Annotated in this window: 13 protein-coding genes; 7 read left to right on the top strand and 6 right to left on the bottom strand. The window is 61.5% G+C overall.

Annotated features, from left to right (window positions below; all coding sequences use genetic code 11):
* The first annotated feature begins 3 nt into the window (after positions 1–3).
* Together JJN09_RS08385 and JJN09_RS08390 are read left to right on the top strand one after the other, a co-directional pair.
* A complete protein-coding gene (locus tag JJN09_RS08385) occupies positions 4–1392 on the top strand; it encodes an amidohydrolase family protein (RefSeq protein WP_249486729.1) in 1389 nt (462 codons plus the stop codon).
* 151 nt (positions 1393–1543) lie between these two features.
* Positions 1544–1753: a hypothetical protein gene (locus tag JJN09_RS08390; RefSeq protein ID WP_249486731.1), complete on the top strand. Its 210-nt coding sequence runs from the start codon at positions 1544–1546 to the stop codon at positions 1751–1753.
* A 5-nt stretch (positions 1754–1758) separates the two neighbouring features.
* On the opposite strand, the gene JJN09_RS08395 is transcribed toward JJN09_RS08390, so the two are convergent.
* From JJN09_RS08395 to JJN09_RS08405, 3 genes are all read right to left on the bottom strand, one after another.
* Positions 1759–2679, bottom strand: coding sequence for a bifunctional oligoribonuclease/PAP phosphatase NrnA (locus tag JJN09_RS08395; protein WP_249490779.1), 921 nt, complete (start codon positions 2677–2679; stop codon positions 1759–1761).
* Between the two features lie 75 nt (positions 2680–2754).
* Positions 2755–4038, bottom strand: coding sequence for a Zn-dependent hydrolase (locus tag JJN09_RS08400; protein ID WP_249486732.1), 1284 nt, complete (start codon positions 4036–4038; stop codon positions 2755–2757).
* 158 nt (positions 4039–4196) lie between these two features.
* Entirely contained in the window at positions 4197–5681 is a 1485-nt protein-coding gene (locus JJN09_RS08405; RefSeq protein ID WP_249486734.1) for an NCS1 family nucleobase:cation symporter-1, read from the bottom strand.
* Positions 5682–6302: 621 nt separating this feature from the next.
* On the opposite strand from JJN09_RS08405, the gene hydA reads away from it, so the two are divergent.
* From hydA to preA, 3 genes are all read left to right on the top strand, one after another.
* Positions 6303–7742, top strand: a complete 1440-nt coding sequence (gene hydA / locus JJN09_RS08410) for a dihydropyrimidinase (RefSeq protein WP_249486736.1) — start codon at positions 6303–6305, stop codon at positions 7740–7742.
* A 165-nt stretch (positions 7743–7907) separates the two neighbouring features.
* Positions 7908–9275, top strand: a complete 1368-nt coding sequence (locus JJN09_RS08415) for an NAD(P)-dependent oxidoreductase (protein ID WP_249486738.1) — start codon at positions 7908–7910, stop codon at positions 9273–9275.
* A complete protein-coding gene (gene preA, locus JJN09_RS08420) occupies positions 9276–10550 on the top strand; it encodes an NAD-dependent dihydropyrimidine dehydrogenase subunit PreA (protein WP_249486739.1) in 1275 nt (424 codons plus the stop codon).
* A 294-nt stretch (positions 10551–10844) separates the two neighbouring features.
* Here the strand turns inward: preA and JJN09_RS08425 are convergent, their stop codons facing one another.
* Positions 10845–11465, bottom strand: coding sequence for a TetR/AcrR family transcriptional regulator (locus tag JJN09_RS08425; protein WP_038365564.1), 621 nt, complete (start codon positions 11463–11465; stop codon positions 10845–10847).
* Positions 11466–11659: 194 nt separating this feature from the next.
* Between JJN09_RS08425 and copC the strand changes: the two genes are divergently transcribed.
* Complete coding sequence (copC, locus tag JJN09_RS08430) at positions 11660–12022, top strand: copper homeostasis periplasmic binding protein CopC (protein ID WP_096822546.1); 363 nt, start codon at positions 11660–11662, stop codon at positions 12020–12022.
* Positions 12023–12025: 3 nt separating this feature from the next.
* Positions 12026–12883 carry a copper homeostasis membrane protein CopD gene (copD, locus tag JJN09_RS08435; protein WP_249486741.1) on the top strand — a complete coding sequence of 286 codons (858 nt, stop codon included), beginning with the start codon at positions 12026–12028 and terminating at the stop codon, positions 12881–12883.
* A 2-nt stretch (positions 12884–12885) separates the two neighbouring features.
* On the opposite strand, the gene JJN09_RS08440 is transcribed toward copD, so the two are convergent.
* Positions 12886–14028 (bottom strand): HlyD family secretion protein, encoded by a 1143-nt coding sequence (locus tag JJN09_RS08440; RefSeq protein ID WP_249486743.1) that lies wholly within the window; start codon positions 14026–14028, stop codon positions 12886–12888.
* A complete protein-coding gene (locus JJN09_RS08445; protein WP_249486745.1) occupies positions 14025–15680 on the bottom strand; it encodes an MFS transporter in 1656 nt (551 codons plus the stop codon). The genes JJN09_RS08440 and JJN09_RS08445 overlap by 4 nt, the downstream gene beginning before the upstream one ends.
* Positions 15681–15713: the final 33 nt, after the last annotated feature.

Genomic DNA, 15713 nt, shown 5'->3' on the forward strand with positions numbered 1-15713 from the left:
CCCATGACTCAACTTCAAAACATCCTGATCAAGCACCCGGTCGCGGTGATGACTGGCCTGCGCGGCCCCCGTGCCCGAGCCGGTGCGGTGGACATCCGCGTGGTCAACGGCCGGATCGCGGAAATGGCCGCCAACCTTGAGCCGCAACCCGGTGATCGGGTGATCGACGCGCGTAATTCAGTGGTCTATCCGGGCTGGATCAATACCCACCATCACCTGTTCCAGAACCTGCTCAAAGCGGTGCCCGAAGGCTTGAATCAGGATTTGCAAGGCTGGCTGGCGAGCGTGCCCTATCCGCGCCTGAACCGCTTTACCCCGCAACTGGCGCGGATCGCCGCACGGCTGGGAATGGTCGAGTTGTTGCTGTCTGGCGTCACCACCTGCGCCGATCACCACTACCTCTACCACGCCCACGGCAGCACCGAGACCGGCGACTTGCTGTTCGACCTCGCCGAAGAGTTCGGCCTGCGTTTCGTGCTGTGCCGTGGCGGTGCGCTGGAGTCGGCGAGCGCGCACCCGGGCTTCTCGAAAACCGCGCTGCAACCGGAATCCCTGGAGCAAATGGTCGGCGATATCGAACGGCTGAAATCGCGCTACCACCAGGACACCCCGGACGCTCTGCGCCGGGTGGTCGTGGCGCCGACCACACCGACCTTCTCGCTGCCGCCAACGCTGCTGCGCGAACTGGCGCACACCGCCCGAGGCATGGGGTTGCGCCTGCACACGCACCTCTCTGAAACCCAGAACTACGTGAACTTCTGCCGCGACAAGTACAACTGCCTGCCGGTGGAGTTCGTCGCCGAACACGAATGGCTTGGCCCGGATGTGTGGTTCGCCCACGCCGTGCACCTGCAACCGGGAGAAATCCGCATGCTCGCCCAGACCGGCACCGGCGTCTCCCACTGCCCGGTCAGCAACGCCCGGCTGGGCAGCGGCGTCGCGCCGATTCCGCAAATGTACGAGGCCGGCGTGCCGATCTCCCTCGGCGTCGACGGCGTGGCTTCGAACGAATCCGGGAGCATGGTCGGCGAAGTCAACACCGCGTGGCTGATCCACCGCGCCGAACAAGGCGCCTCAGCCACCACCGCCGAAGACGTCATCCACTGGGGCACGGCCGGCGGCGCGCAAGTGCTCGGGCTTGGCGCAGTCGGCACACTGGAAATCGGCCAGGCCGCGGATCTGGTGATCTACAGCCTCGACCATCCACGGTTCTACGGCTTCCACGACAGCGCCGTCGCACCGGTCGTCGCGGGTGAGCCGATTGCCGTGAAATACAGCCTGGTGGGTGGGCGGATCGTGGTCGACAACGGCGTGATTCCGGGGCTGGATATCGAGCGGATGCGGGCCGAGGCCTGGGAAGGTGTGCAGGCGATGATGAAGGTCGACGACTGATGCATCACCCGGTGGGAGCGGCGGTGCGACGATTCGTCTCGTCAGCTCCTACCGGCGGCATTCGCGCCTTCCAGCTTTCTCGACTAACGTTAGTACCTCATCGGATTGAGCCCCTGCCAGCTACACCGGGCTCTTGATCAAGGAGAGACTGATGACATCCAACCGCCTCATCGAACAGACCTATCGCACCTGGTCCAGCCCCATTCTGCTGGAGCTGAAAAAGCGCGAGCACCAGATGGCGCCGGCCGAACGCCAGGCGCTTGAGAATGTGCTGGTGGAAAGACGATTGCTGGACGTTGGCAACCCGAATGGCGTTGAACGGCGTAAGAGTGCGACGAGTAAAACCGACAATCCCGGGTAATCACTTCACCCGCCTGAGTTTGCGTTCAGCCCCAGGCTCAGTAGCTCCTTGCGCAAGATCGAGGGCTTTAGAACCGCCAATCCAGCCTGCCATTCCATCGGCAGCAAACGACTCAACTTCTGCTGGCTGACCACGGGTTCGGCCAGCAAACAACTTTTGCGCTGGCTGATGCAGATGACGTTCAGCAACCAGTCATCACCCTGCCCGTCCATCCAGCGGCAAATCTCGCTGCGATACTTCTCGATCAGCGCATCGGCATCCCACACGGTCATCTGCGCAAAAACCTCGGGCAACCGGCTCTCGGGTTTCATGCGCTTGAGATCGGCGGCCAACGCAGCAGACATGTCGGATTCGATGGCGGCCTGACATTCGAGGAAATACTGCTCGGGCCAGTCCGCCGTGAGTTTTCCGTGTGGCGCGAGTTCCACGTAGGCATCGATGTCCGCCGTCGTGGTCATCTGCCCGGTGAAATTCAGGGTGTTGTCCAGAATCGCCGTAGCCAGCAGCGCGGCACTTTGTGAGCTTATCTCCGACAGCCGTCCCGTCGCTTTCCAGCGCTGAAAAATCTGAGTCGCCGCCGCGCCGATCGGGCGGATGTCGGCGGCAGCTCCGAGCCTCTGCGCCCAATGATCTTCGAAGCCCGGATGATGGTCGATGACTTCCACCACCCGATCGAGCGCGACCATGGGGTCGAAATGGTGGTAATCGGAGACGTCGACCAGCACGAACTCATCGTTGGGCGTCGGGCGGTAATCGTGCAGCACCGCGCCCCAGCCGAGGACGGTGTTTGAAACGCTGGCATTGGGGTTTGCGTTACTGACAGCGCGGGCGGGAATGCCTTGCCGGTTGAGCAATTCTGCATAGGCGATGCAGCAGGCGTAGGCGTCGATGTCCAGATACGCCGAGCCTGAGGTGATGACTTTGATGGGCGACATTGCGCGTCCCTGGCTTCCTTTTCAGGGGCGGCAACGTCGCACATTTTCATGAACGATTAATGAACGTCAGGCAGCGCGTTGTCCCCCGGCCACCGCCGCCGAAGCCGCCAGCATCGCCCGCAGCAACACGGCACAACCGGCCGCCAGATCCTCCGGCGCGGCGTTTTCGATTTCGTTGTGGCTGATGCCGCCTTCGCACGGCACGAAGATCATCCCGGCCGGGCCGAGTTCGGCGAGGAAAATCGCGTCGTGACCGGCGCCGCTGACGATGTCCATGTGCGACAGCCCCAGACCTTTGGCCGCGCCACGCACGGCTTCGACGCAGCCTTTTTCGAAGTACAGCGGCGGGAAGTCGGCGGTCGGGGTCAGTTCATAGGTCAGACCGTGTTCTTCGCACGTTGCTTCGATGACTTGTTTCACCTCGCTGATCATCGAGTCGAGACGTGCCGGTTCCAGATGCCGGAAGTCGAGGGTCATGCGCACTTCGCCTGGAATGACGTTGCGCGAACCCGGATAGGCTTGCAGGCAACCGACCGTGCCGCAGGCGTGAGGTTGATGGCCGAGCGCCGCGCGATTGACTGCACCAACGATTACCGAGGCGCCGACCAGAGCGTCCTTGCGCAGGTGCATCGGGGTCGGGCCGGCGTGGGCTTCGACGCCGCGCAGTTTCAGGTCGAACCACTTCTGCCCCAGAGCGCCGAGTACCACGCCGATGGTTTTCTGTTCGTCTTCAAGGATCGGCCCTTGTTCGATGTGCGCTTCGAAATAGGCGCCGACCTTGTGCCCGCTGACCTTGCGCGGCCCGGCATAGCCGATGGCGTTCAGTGCTTCGCCGACGGTTACGCCGTCGGCATCGACCTTGGCCAGGGTTTCTTTGAGGGTGAACTTTTCCGCGAACACGCCAGAGCCCATCATGCACGGGGCGAAGCGCGAGCCCTCTTCGTTGGTCCAGACCACCACTTCCAGCGGCGCCTCGGTTTCCACGCCCAGGTCATTGAGGGTGCGCAACACTTCGACCCCGGCCAGCACGCCGAAGCAACCGTCGAACTTGCCGCCGGTGGGCTGGGTGTCGATGTGGCTGCCGGTCATCACCGGTGGCAGGTTCGGGTTACGGCCGGGACGACGGGCGAAGATGTTGCCGACTTCATCGACCGTGACGCTGCAACCGGCGTCCTTGCACCATTGCACGAACAGGTCGCGGGCCTGGCGGTCGAGGTCGGTCAGGGCCAGGCGACAGACCCCGCCCTTGACCGTGGCGCCGAGTTTGGCAAGTTCCATGAGCGACGCCCACAAGCGGTCGCGGTTGATGTGCTGATGGGTCGATTGCAGAACGTCTACGGCTGCGTTCATGGGGATCTCCTCAGGCAGTTTTCTTATGGATATTGCTGCGGTGACTGTCCGGCCGCCATCGCTGGCAAGCCAGCTCCCACAGGGAATGCAGTCGTACACAAATGCTGTGCCCACCGGAAAACCTGTGGGAGCGAGCTTGCTCGCGATGAGGCCCTCCTCTACACCGGTGATTTCACGGCAGAAGGTTGCGCGCGCATCGCGCACAACCCGTAATAGATCAAGCCGCCCAGCGCCGAGCCGGTGAACCAGCCGTAGCTGTAAAACCAGCTGAATGCGCTGCTGCCCAGCGACAGCAGGGTCAGCACCACCGGCACGCCGAACGCGATGAACCCGGCCCAGTTCCACGCGGGGTAGATGTCGTCGCGGTACAGGCCGGCCAGATCCAGTTGCTGTTTCTTGATCAGGAAATAGTCCACCACCATGATCCCGGCAATCGGCCCGAGCAGGCTGGAATAGCCCAGTAGCCAGTTGGAATACACGGTTTCCAGGCTGACATCGGAGACGATCAATCCGAGCTTCTTCAGCAGTTCATGACCCATCAGCGCCAGGCCGACAAACCCGGTGAGGATCACCGCTTTGGTGCGGTTGATCACCTTGGGGGCAATGTTCTGGAAGTCGTTGGTCGGCGAAACGATATTGGCGGCGGTGTTGGTCGACAGCGTGGCGATGATGATCAGCGCCATGGCCACCGCGACCCACACCGGGCTCTGGATATGGCCGATCAGAGTCACCGGATCGGAGACGCTGACACCCACCAGTTTCACCGACGCGGCGGTCATCACCACGCCCAGTGCGGCGAACAGGAACATGGTCAGCGGCAGGCCGAAAATCTGCCCGAGGATCTGATCCTTCTGGCTGCGGGCATAACGGCTGAAGTCAGGAATGTTCAGCGACAACGTGGCCCAGAAACCGACCATCGCCGTCAGCCCGGCGGCGAAGTAACTGACCACGCTCGCACCTTCGGGACGCTTCGGCGGAATCGCCAGCAGTTCGGTCATCGACACATTGGGCATGGCCCACACCAGCAGCCCGATCCCGACCGCCACCAGCAGCGGTGCCGACAGGGTTTCCAGCCACTTGATCGACTCGGCACCACGGATCACCACCCATAGATTCAGTGCCCAGAAGATCATGAAACCGATCACCTCCCCTGTCCCGCCGAGGGATTTCCAGCCCTCGAAAATCGAGCCGAGAAACAGGTGAATCGCCAACCCGCCGAACATCGTCTGGATGCCGAACCAGCCGCACGCCACCAGCGCCCGGATCAGACACGGCACGTTGGAGCCGAGAATCCCGAACGATGAACGCAGCAGCACTGGAAACGGAATCCCGTACTTGGTGCCGGGAAATGCGTTGAGCGTCAGGGGAATCAGGACGATGACGTTGGCAAACAGAATCGCCAGCAACGCTTCACCGACGGTCAGGCCGAAATACGCAGTGAGCACACCGCCCAGGGTGTAGGTCGGCACACAGATCGACATGCCGATCCACAATGCGGTGATGTGCCATTTGTTCCAGGTCCGTTCACGCACCTTGGTCGGTGCCATGTCGTGGTTGTAACGGGGACTGTCGAGGACGTCGCTGCCGGCTTCGAGTTCGAACAAGCCGTCGCGCTCGATCACTTGCGATCTGTTCTGTTGCATGGCCGCTCCACTGTTCTTCTGATTATTTTTTTGCTCATCAGGCGGCTGCACACACAGGTGCGAGCCGGACGATGGCCGGAGGAACTGACAACTTTCGTGTACCGGCCATGGTGTCAGCGGCGGCATCAATAAACGTGCCGGGGGAACCGCTTGGCGCTAGGGCCGTGCTTTCTATTTCTTGTAACTTACTGATGTTAATCAGCTTTAATTATTCACCTTACGAGGCCGCGAGAACTTGACTGAACACTCAGGCTAAATGCCAGGCAAGTTGTCCGAACTGTCAGGACTCAATCTGGTGCACTGCACTTTTTTCCGTCGTGGGCGATCAACCGCAGCTCAACTTCAAGCGGCTGATTTCACATAGGAAATCTTGCTCATATTTCCAACCTGTCAAGTGCGTCAAAATGGTGAAGCGCCTCACCATTTTGGTGATTTTGTATTTTTATCGTTATTTATCAACTCGTTAAAACAGTCATAAGCTTATAAAAAATAATCTTGCTCAATTGTAAAACTGCGACTAGCGTCTATTCCTGACAGCGCTGACAAGATTACGCACTTGGCGCTGCAAACAATAAAACACTAGAACCGGCACAAGTCGGTCATGCCTGCGAGGAACTCGGAATGTCTCTGTTGATCCGTGGCGCCACCGTTGTTACCCATGATGAAAGTTACCGCGCCGATGTCTATTGCGCTAACGGCGTGATCAAATCCATTGGTGAAAACCTGGATGTTCCCGCGGGCGCCGAAGTGCTCGACGGCAGCGGTCAATACCTGATGCCCGGCGGCATCGATCCGCACACCCACATGCAACTCCCGTTCATGGGCACCGTGGCCAGCGAAGACTTCTACAGCGGCACCGCTGCTGGCCTGGCCGGTGGCACCACCTCGATCATCGATTTCGTGATTCCCAATCCGCAGCAGTCGCTGATGGAAGCCTTTCACCAGTGGCGTGGCTGGGCGGAAAAATCGGCGTCCGACTACGGCTTCCACGTCGCAATCACCTGGTGGAGCGAGCAGGTCCGCGAGGAAATGGCCGAGCTGGTCAGCCATCACGGGATCAACAGCTTCAAGCATTTCATGGCCTACAAAAACGCGATCATGGCCGCCGACGATACGCTGGTGGCGAGCTTCGAGCGTTGCCTGGAGCTCGGTGCGGTGCCGACCGTGCACGCGGAGAACGGCGAGCTGGTCTATCACCTGCAACGCAAATTGATGGCCCAGGGCATCACCGGGCCGGAAGCGCATCCGCTGTCGCGGCCATCGCAGGTGGAAGGGGAAGCGGCCAGTCGGGCGATCCGCATTGCCGAAACCATCGGCACGCCGCTGTACCTGGTGCATGTCTCGACCAAGGAGGCCCTCGACGAAATCACCTACGCCCGCAGCAAGGGCCAACCGGTCTACGGCGAGGTGTTGGCCGGGCATCTGCTGCTGGACGACAGCGTCTACCAGCACCCGGACTGGCAGACCGCTGCCGGTTACGTCATGAGCCCGCCGTTCCGTCCGCGCGGGCATCAGGAAGCGCTGTGGCATGGTTTGCAGAGCGGTAATCTGCACACCACCGCCACCGACCATTGCTGCTTCTGCGCCGAGCAGAAAGCCGCCGGCCGTGACGATTTCAGCAAGATCCCCAACGGCACCGCCGGCATCGAAGACCGCATGGCGGTGTTGTGGGACGAAGGTGTTAACTCGGGGCGGTTGTCGATGCAGGACTTCGTCGCCCTCACCTCCACCAACACCGCGAAAATCTTCAACCTCTACCCGCGCAAAGGCGCGATCCGCGTCGGCGCCGATGCCGACCTGGTGCTGTGGGACCCGCAAGGCACCCGCACCATCTCCGCCAAGACCCACCATCAGCAGGTGGACTTCAACATCTTCGAAGGCAAGACCGTGACCGGCGTGCCAAGCCATACCGTCAGTCAGGGCCGGGTGGTCTGGGCCGACGGCGACCTGCGCGCCGAGCGCGGGGCGGGCCGGTATATCGAACGGCCGGCGTATCCGGCGGTGTTTGATTTGCTGAACAAGCGGGCTGAGCACCAGAAGCCTACTGCTGTGAAACGCTGAAAGCGGCCTTCGGCCTCATCGCTGGCAAGCCAGTTCCCACAGGAATCCAGGGCGTTCATAAACTCCTGTGGGAGCGGGCTTGCCCGCGATGAGGCCAGTTCAGGCAACACAAAACCACTGCCCGACAGAGGCAGAAAACCTCAAATAACCGTGAGGCAAAAAACCGTGATCGAGACCCTGAACCATCTCCCGCACCCGCACGAAAGTGCGGCCGCCCTCGCCGGCCATTTCACCGATCTGGCGCCACCACTCAATGACCGTCAGGCGCATCTGGAAGCTTCGCGTTGCCTGTATTGCTACGACGCGCCGTGCGTGAATGCGTGCCCCAGCGAGATCGACATCCCGTCGTTCATCCGCAATATCCATCAGGACAACGTGCCCGGTGCGGCGCAGAAAATCCTCTCGGCGAACATCCTCGGCGGCAGTTGCGCGCGGGTCTGTCCGACCGAAATCCTCTGCCAGCAAGCCTGCGTGCGCAACAACGCCCACGAGTGCGCGCCGGTGCTGATCGGCCTGCTGCAACGCTACGCCGTGGACAACGCGCACTTCAGCGAGCACCCGTTCCAACGCGCCGCTGCTACGGGCAAACGCATCGCCGTGGTCGGCGCCGGCCCGGCAGGTTTGTCCTGCGCCCATCGCAGCGCCATGCACGGGCATGACGTGGTGATTTTCGAAGCGCGGGAAAAGGCTGGCGGGCTCAACGAATACGGGATTGCCAAGTACAAACTGGTCGACGACTACGCCCAGAAAGAACTGGATTTCCTCCTGCAAATCGGCGGCATCGAAATCCGCCACGGGCAGAAACTCGGCGAGAATCTGACCCTGAGCGAACTGCATCAGCAGTTCGACGCGGTGTTCCTCGGCCTCGGCCTCAACGCCAGCAAGCAACTCGGCCTGGCCCACGAAGACGCGCCCGGCCTGCTCGCCGCCACCGACTACATCCGCGAACTGCGCCAGGCCGATGACCTGTCGCAACTGCCGCTGGCCGAACACTGCATCGTCCTCGGTGCCGGCAACACCGCCATCGACATGGCCGTGCAAATGGCCCGCCTCGGTGCGCGCGACGTCAATCTGGTCTATCGCCGTGGCGCGGCAGACATGGGCGCCACCGGCCATGAACAGGACATCGCCAAGGCCAACCAAGTGCGACTGCTGACCTGGGCGCAACCGGACGAAGTGCTGCTCGATGCTCAAGGCAAAGTGCGCGGTATGCGCTTCGCCCGTACGCATCTGGTGGAGGGTCGCCTGCAAACCACGGGCGAGACGTTCGAGCTCGCTGCCGATGCGATCTTCAAAGCCATTGGGCAGGCCTTCGACGGCCGTGCCCTCGCCGACCCGCTGGCCCGCGAGCTGAAGCGTCAGGGTGAACGCATCCAAGTCGATGAAAACCTGCGCACCAGCATCCCCGGCGTGTATGCCGGCGGCGACTGCACCAGCCTCGATCAGGACCTGACCGTGCAAGCGGTGCAACACGGCAAGCGCGCCGCCGAGGCGATCAACGCTCAACTGATGCTCAACGTGGAGGCTGCGTAAATGGCCGATCTCTCGATTGTCTTCGCCGGTATCAAAGCCCCCAACCCGTTCTGGCTGGCCTCCGCGCCGCCGACCGACAAAGCCTATAACGTGGTGCGCGCCTTCGAGGCCGGTTGGGGCGGCGTGGTCTGGAAGACCCTGGGTGAAGACCCGGCGGCGGTCAACGTGTCGTCGCGTTATTCGGCGCACTACGGCGCCAACCGCGAAGTGCTGGGCATCAACAACATCGAACTGATCACCGACCGCTCGCTGGAGATCAACCTGCAGGAAATCACTCAGGTGAAAAAGGACTGGCCGGACCGCGCGCTGATCGTGTCGCTGATGGTGCCGTGCGTCGAAGAGTCGTGGAAACACATCCTGCCGCTGGTGGAAGCCACCGGCGCCGACGGCATCGAGCTGAACTTCGGTTGCCCCCACGGCATGCCTGAACGCGGCATGGGCGCGGCGGTCGGTCAGGTGCCGGAGTACGTCGAGCAGGTCACGCGCTGGTGCAAGACCTATTGCTCGCTGCCGGTGATCGTCAAACTCACACCGAACATCACCGACATCCGTGTCGCCGCCCGCGCCGCGCACCGGGGCGGCGCCGATGCAGTGTCGCTGATCAACACCATCAATTCGATCACCAGCGTTGACCTTGAACACATGGTCGCCCTGCCCACCGTCGGCAGCAAAAGCACTCACGGCGGTTATTGCGGCTCGGCGGTCAAACCGATCGCGCTGAACATGGTCGCGGAAATCGCCCGCGACCCGCAGACCCAGGGCCTGCCGATCTGCGGCATCGGCGGCATCGGCAGTTGGCGCGATGCAGCGGAGTTCATCGCACTGGGCAGCGGCGCGGTGCAGGTGTGCACGGCGGCGATGCTGCATGGGTTCCGGATTGTCGAGGAAATGAAGGACGGCTTGTCGCGGTGGATGGACAGTCAGGGTTACGCCAGCATCGCCGAGTTTTCCGGGCGTGCGGTGGGCAATACGACCGACTGGAAGTACCTGGACATCAACTATCAGGTGATCGCGAAGATCGACCAGGAGGCGTGTATCGGTTGCGGGCGTTGCCACATTGCCTGCGAGGACACGTCACACCAGGCGATCAGCAGCCTGAAACAGGCCGATGGCACGCACATCTATGAAGTGATCGATGATGAGTGTGTGGGGTGCAATCTGTGCCAGATCACTTGTCCGGTGGCTGACTGCATCGAGATGGTGCCGATGGAGACAGGGAAGCCGTTTCTGGACTGGAATCATGATCCGAGGAATCCGTATCACGTTGCTGTCTAGATTGCCTGCTGATCCAGAAGTCCCCTCATCGGAACGCCGCCCGCCTAACCCTCTCCCCGAGGGAGAGGGGACTGATTGGGGGATATTGACGAACTGCACCGACGTGAAGGTTTTGCGTTGAATCCATAACCGAAAAGGATGGAACTACGCTTTGAATCCATAACCGAAACAGCTAGGCCTACGCTTTGAATCCATAATCGACTCGATAGCTCAGGTCGACGTATAGCGAATGACACCTCGGTCGGCTCCCTCTCCCCCCGGGAGAGGGCTGGGGTGAGGGCCTGCTTTTGACTTTCAAGGCTCCAACCCAATCCCCCGCAAAATCACGCTAGTCACCGTCTGCACCGCCCGCTCGAACTGCATGTCCGACAGCGGCTGATGCTCATTCAAAATATTCACCTGATGATCAAAGTCGGCATAGTGCTGAGTCGACGCCCAGATCATGTACAACAAACTCGAAGGCTCCACCGGCAAAATCCGCTTGTCCTCCACCCACTGCCGGATCTTCGCCTCTTTCATCTTCGCCCAGTCATACAGGCTGACATCCAGCGCCTCGCCCAAGGTCGGCGCACCGTGAATGATTTCGTTGGCCCAGACTTTCGAACCGTAAGGCCGGCTGCGCGAATGATTCATCTTGGCGCGGATATAGCTGCTGAGCACCACGCGCGGATCATCGAACATCTCGAAGCACAACGCGTCCTGCTTCCACACTTCCAGCAGGTCGAACAGCACCGCGCTGTACAGCTCGCTCTTGGTCGAGAAGTAGTAATGCAGGTTGGAACGCGGCAATTGCACTTCGGCGGCGATGTCGGCCATGGCGGTGCCACCGAAGCCTTTTTCGGCGAACACCTTTTCCGCCGCCAGCAGGATTTTTTCGACATTGCTGCGGCGGATTTCGATCTTGTGATTGCCCATGAGGGCTCCCTGAAGACAACGTTGTTGAAGACTAGCATCCGCTCTGTGTAAGGGGCGACAGCCGAGAACGATTCTTCACACACCCGGACATTTTTCTGGTTTAGGATCGCCACCCGCCTCCTTGTCTCACCTCAAGGCAACGTGCACGGCACACCCTATACTGTCCGCCGTCACTCACTGAAAAGGGATTGCCCATGAAGCTGAAAAACCTGTTCACCGCCGGCGCGCTGCTTGCCTCGCTGGTCGTTACTTCCCAGGCGTTTGCCCACGCGCATCTGAAAAGCCAGACCCCGGCCGCCGACAGCACCGTCGCGGCGCCGGCGGATCTGCGCCTGGTATTTTCCGAAGGCGTCGAAGCCAGCTTCACCAAAGTCATCGTGACCCACGACGGCGCACCGGTGAAGGTCAAGCCGCTGACCACCGAAGGCGACAAGAAAACCCTGATCGTTACCCCCGAAGCACCGTTGACCGCTGGCGAGTACAAGGTTGAATGGCATGCGGTGTCGGTCGACACGCACAAGAGCGAAGGCGCCTATCAGTTCAAGGTTGGCCAGTAATTCATGAGTGAAGCGCTGGTGTTGTGCCGGTTCCTGCATTTCATCGTGGTGTTGATGCTGTTCGGGGCCTGGCTGTTCCGGCCGCTGCTGCTCAAGGGTGAAGCGCCGGCGCTGGATCGGCACCTGGCGCGGCTGGCCCGTTGGCTGGTGGCGATTGCGCTGGTCAGCGGCGTTGTCTGGGCGTTGCTGATCACCGCGAGCATGGCCGGCTCGGCCGCTGCGGCGTTCGATCCGGCCACCGTCGAGCTGGTGCTGGGCCATACGTTTTTCGGTCAGGTCTGGCGCTGGCATCTGCTGATCAATGCCCTGTTGCTGGCGTTGCTGTTTACCCCGTGGCGATCGAACCGGCCATTGCGGCTGGGCCTGAGCGCGTTATTGCTGATGACCCTCGCCCCGGTCGGTCACGGGGCAATGCTCGACGGCTTCAGCGGCCAGATGCTGATCCTCAATCAGGTCGTTCATCTGACCTGCGTCGGCGCTTGGCTCGGTGGGTTGCTGATGCTGGTGATGATCCTGCGCCAGTCCGGTGAAGCGGTGCGTGACGTCCTGCAAAGGTTCAGCGGGCTGGGCTATGTGTTGGTCGCAGGGCTGTTGATCACGGGCCTGATTAACGTGCGCGTGCTCACTGGCCAATGGTGGCCGACGCCGCTGTTTTCGGGGTTTGCCCTGATCCTGTTGATCAAGGCACTGCTGGTGTTCGGCATGCTGGCACTGGCGCTGTTCAACCGCTTGCGGATCAGCGATTGCGAACAGCGGATCGACACCCTCAAGCGCAGCGTGATGCTCGAATGGCTGCTGGGGATCGGCGCCGTGGCGGCCGTTTCCGTGCTCGGCACCCTGCCCCCGATGATTGCCGCCTGACGTCAGTGCTTCTGGGTATCACCCTTCGCCGTATCGATGCTGACCACCACCGACATCCCCGGCCGCAAGCGCTCGATTTCCTGTTGGTCCGGATCGATGGTGATGCGCACCGGTACCCGCTGGGCAATTTTGACGAAGTTGCCAGTGGCGTTGTCGGCCTGCAATAAGGCGAATTCCGATCCGGTGCCTGGCGAGATGTGCTGCACATGGCCAGTGAACTTGCGGTGATTCAGGCCATCGACGGTGAAGCGCACCGGTTGCCCGACCCGCACGTTGTCCATCTGGGTTTCTTTCATGTTGGCGATCACCCACTTCTGGTCCGGCACCAGCGCCATCAACTGCGCCCCGGAATTGACGTAGGCGCCCAGGCGCACGCCGATCTGCCCGAGTTGGCCGTCGCGCGGGGCGATGATCCGGGTGTTGGACAGATCGATCCGCGCCAGTTGCACCGCCGCCTCGGCGCTCGCTACCGCCGCTTCCAGCGAACCGCGATTGACGATCACCGTTTGCAGATCCTGGCGGGCGATTTCCAGGTTGGCCTTGGCCTGGGCCACCGATGCGATGCTCTGGGCGTTGGCCGCCAGCGCCACGTCCATCTCGCGCTTAGAGACAGAACCGTCATTGACCAACGCCGTGTTGCGTCGCAGGTCAGCCTCGCTTTTGCGTAACTGCGCTTCGCTGTCCGCTACTACCGCCTGCCGCAGCTTGATCGTCGCCTCGGCGCTGTTGCGTTGCTGCACGACGTTGGCCAGCGAAGCTTTCTGCACCGCCAGTTGCGCCAGCGACTGATCGAGACGCTGCTGATAAATCCGGTCATCGAGGCGCACCAGCAAATCGCCCTCCTTCACAAACTGGAAGTCCTGCACCGGCACTTCAAACACATAACCACTGAGCTGCGGGCCAATGATCGTCACCTGCCCGCGCACCAGGGCGTTCTCAGTGGTCTCGACCGCGCTGCTGAACGGCGGCAACTGCCACGCGTAGAGCACAATCAGCACGCCGACGATGGCAATCGCGGCAAAGCCCAGCGACGAGATGATCCGCACCCGCAACGAGCGCGGTTCAGTGTTCGGGGATGACGGCGGCGCCTCACCCTCGGGAGTGGCGGCGATGGCATTGGTGGTCGTGGTGGTCGGTTCGGTCATGAAGAAGTGGCACCGCTGGAAGGTACGGAAGGTGTCGGGGCGACGGCTTTGGTGGTGCTGATCAGCCACAGCGCACGGAGGGAAATCCAGATCATGGTCAGGATCGCGATCACCGCAATCAGCATGAACACATCGTTATAGGCCAATACGTTGGCTTCGCGGGTGGCGGCGTTGGCCAGACTGCGAATGCCTTGCAGGTTGCGCAGGCTAGGGTCGGCCAGCAACGAGCCGACCGCCGACCCGCCGCTCTGCACCCGGGCGGCCACCAACGGATCGGACAGCACCAGTTGCTCAACGATGTGGCTGGAATGAAATTTCTCGCGCACGATCTGGAACGTCCCCAGCAACGCCGCGCCGATCAGGCCGCCGAGGTTGTTGCAGATCCCGAACAACACGGAAAAGCTCACCAGATTGCGTGGGTTGGTCAGCACGTTGCGGGTGCCGAGGACCATGGTCGGGCCGAGGAAAAAGGTGCTCCCGAACGCCAGCAGGAACTGGCTGAAATACAGGTTTTCGGGGCGGGTCAGGTTGTTCGACGTGCTGTCGATGATCGAACCGGTGGCCATCAACGCCAGCGAAACGATCAGCGGCATCAGCAGGTGTTTCGGGTCGATGGTCAACGCGCTGGTGAGCAGCCCGGCGACACTGCCGATCAGCATCACCACGTAGAGGCTGTGCAATTGCTGGCTGCTCATGTTCAGGTTTTGCATGAAACCGACAGCGCCGGTGGACTGCTCCGACGTCACCATGCGAATCAGGATCACCGCCAGCGCCAGACGGATCATCACCCCGCTGCCGAGCCAGCGGGTCATCAACATCGGGTTGCTGCGGTTGTGTTCGATGGCCAGTCCCGCGAGGATCAAGGCAATCGATGCGGCCAGGGCGATGCCAATCCAGTCGGCTTCCAGCCACCAGTCGATCCGCCCCAGGGACAACACCGCGCACAGCAAAGCCACGCCGCTGGCCAGGATCGCAAAGGTGAGGAAATCGAGGGGCTCGAAAGTCTTGAAGCGGTCACCCGGCGGCAACTTGAGCATCAGTACGCAGCCCAGCGACAGCAGCGCCATGCCCAATTCGAACAGGTACAGGCCGCGCCATTCGGCGATTTGAAGCAAGTCTTCGGAAAACAATCGCGCCAGCGGCAACGCCAGTTGCGACGTGCCAAGCCCCAGCACCAAAGCCTTCATCCGCCATTTGGCCGGGAACGCCTGCACCATGTAATACAGGCCCAGCGAACTCAACGCCGCGCCAACCATGCCGTGAGCGGCACGCACTGCAATCGCCGAGTTCAGGTCGTTAACGAACAAGTGGCCGAACGTCACCAGCGCATACAAAACCAGGAATACCTCGGTGAACGCCCGCAACCCGAACTGCTGGCGAAATTTCACCAGCAACAGGTTCATCGATACGTTGGTCATCACATACGCTGCCGGCAGCCAGGCCATTTCGGCGGTGGTCGCGCCGATCGCGCCTTGCAGGTAAGGCAGGTTGGCGACCACCAGCGAATTGCCCAACCCGCCGGTCAACGCCACCAGCAACCCCACCAGCGCATAGGCCAGGCGCTTGGGATTGGAGTGCAGCGGCGTCGAGGGGGAACCGGGCAGACTGGGCTTCTCGTGAGGCTGCCAGTCGCGCGGGGCGTATTGGTTCATTTATTGGCCTTGTACGGTGATGGCTTGAGTGTG

Origin of the sequence: Pseudomonas sp. HS6 (assembly GCF_023375815.1) — a bacterium.
In the GTDB taxonomy this organism is placed as follows: domain Bacteria; phylum Pseudomonadota; class Gammaproteobacteria; order Pseudomonadales; family Pseudomonadaceae; genus Aquipseudomonas.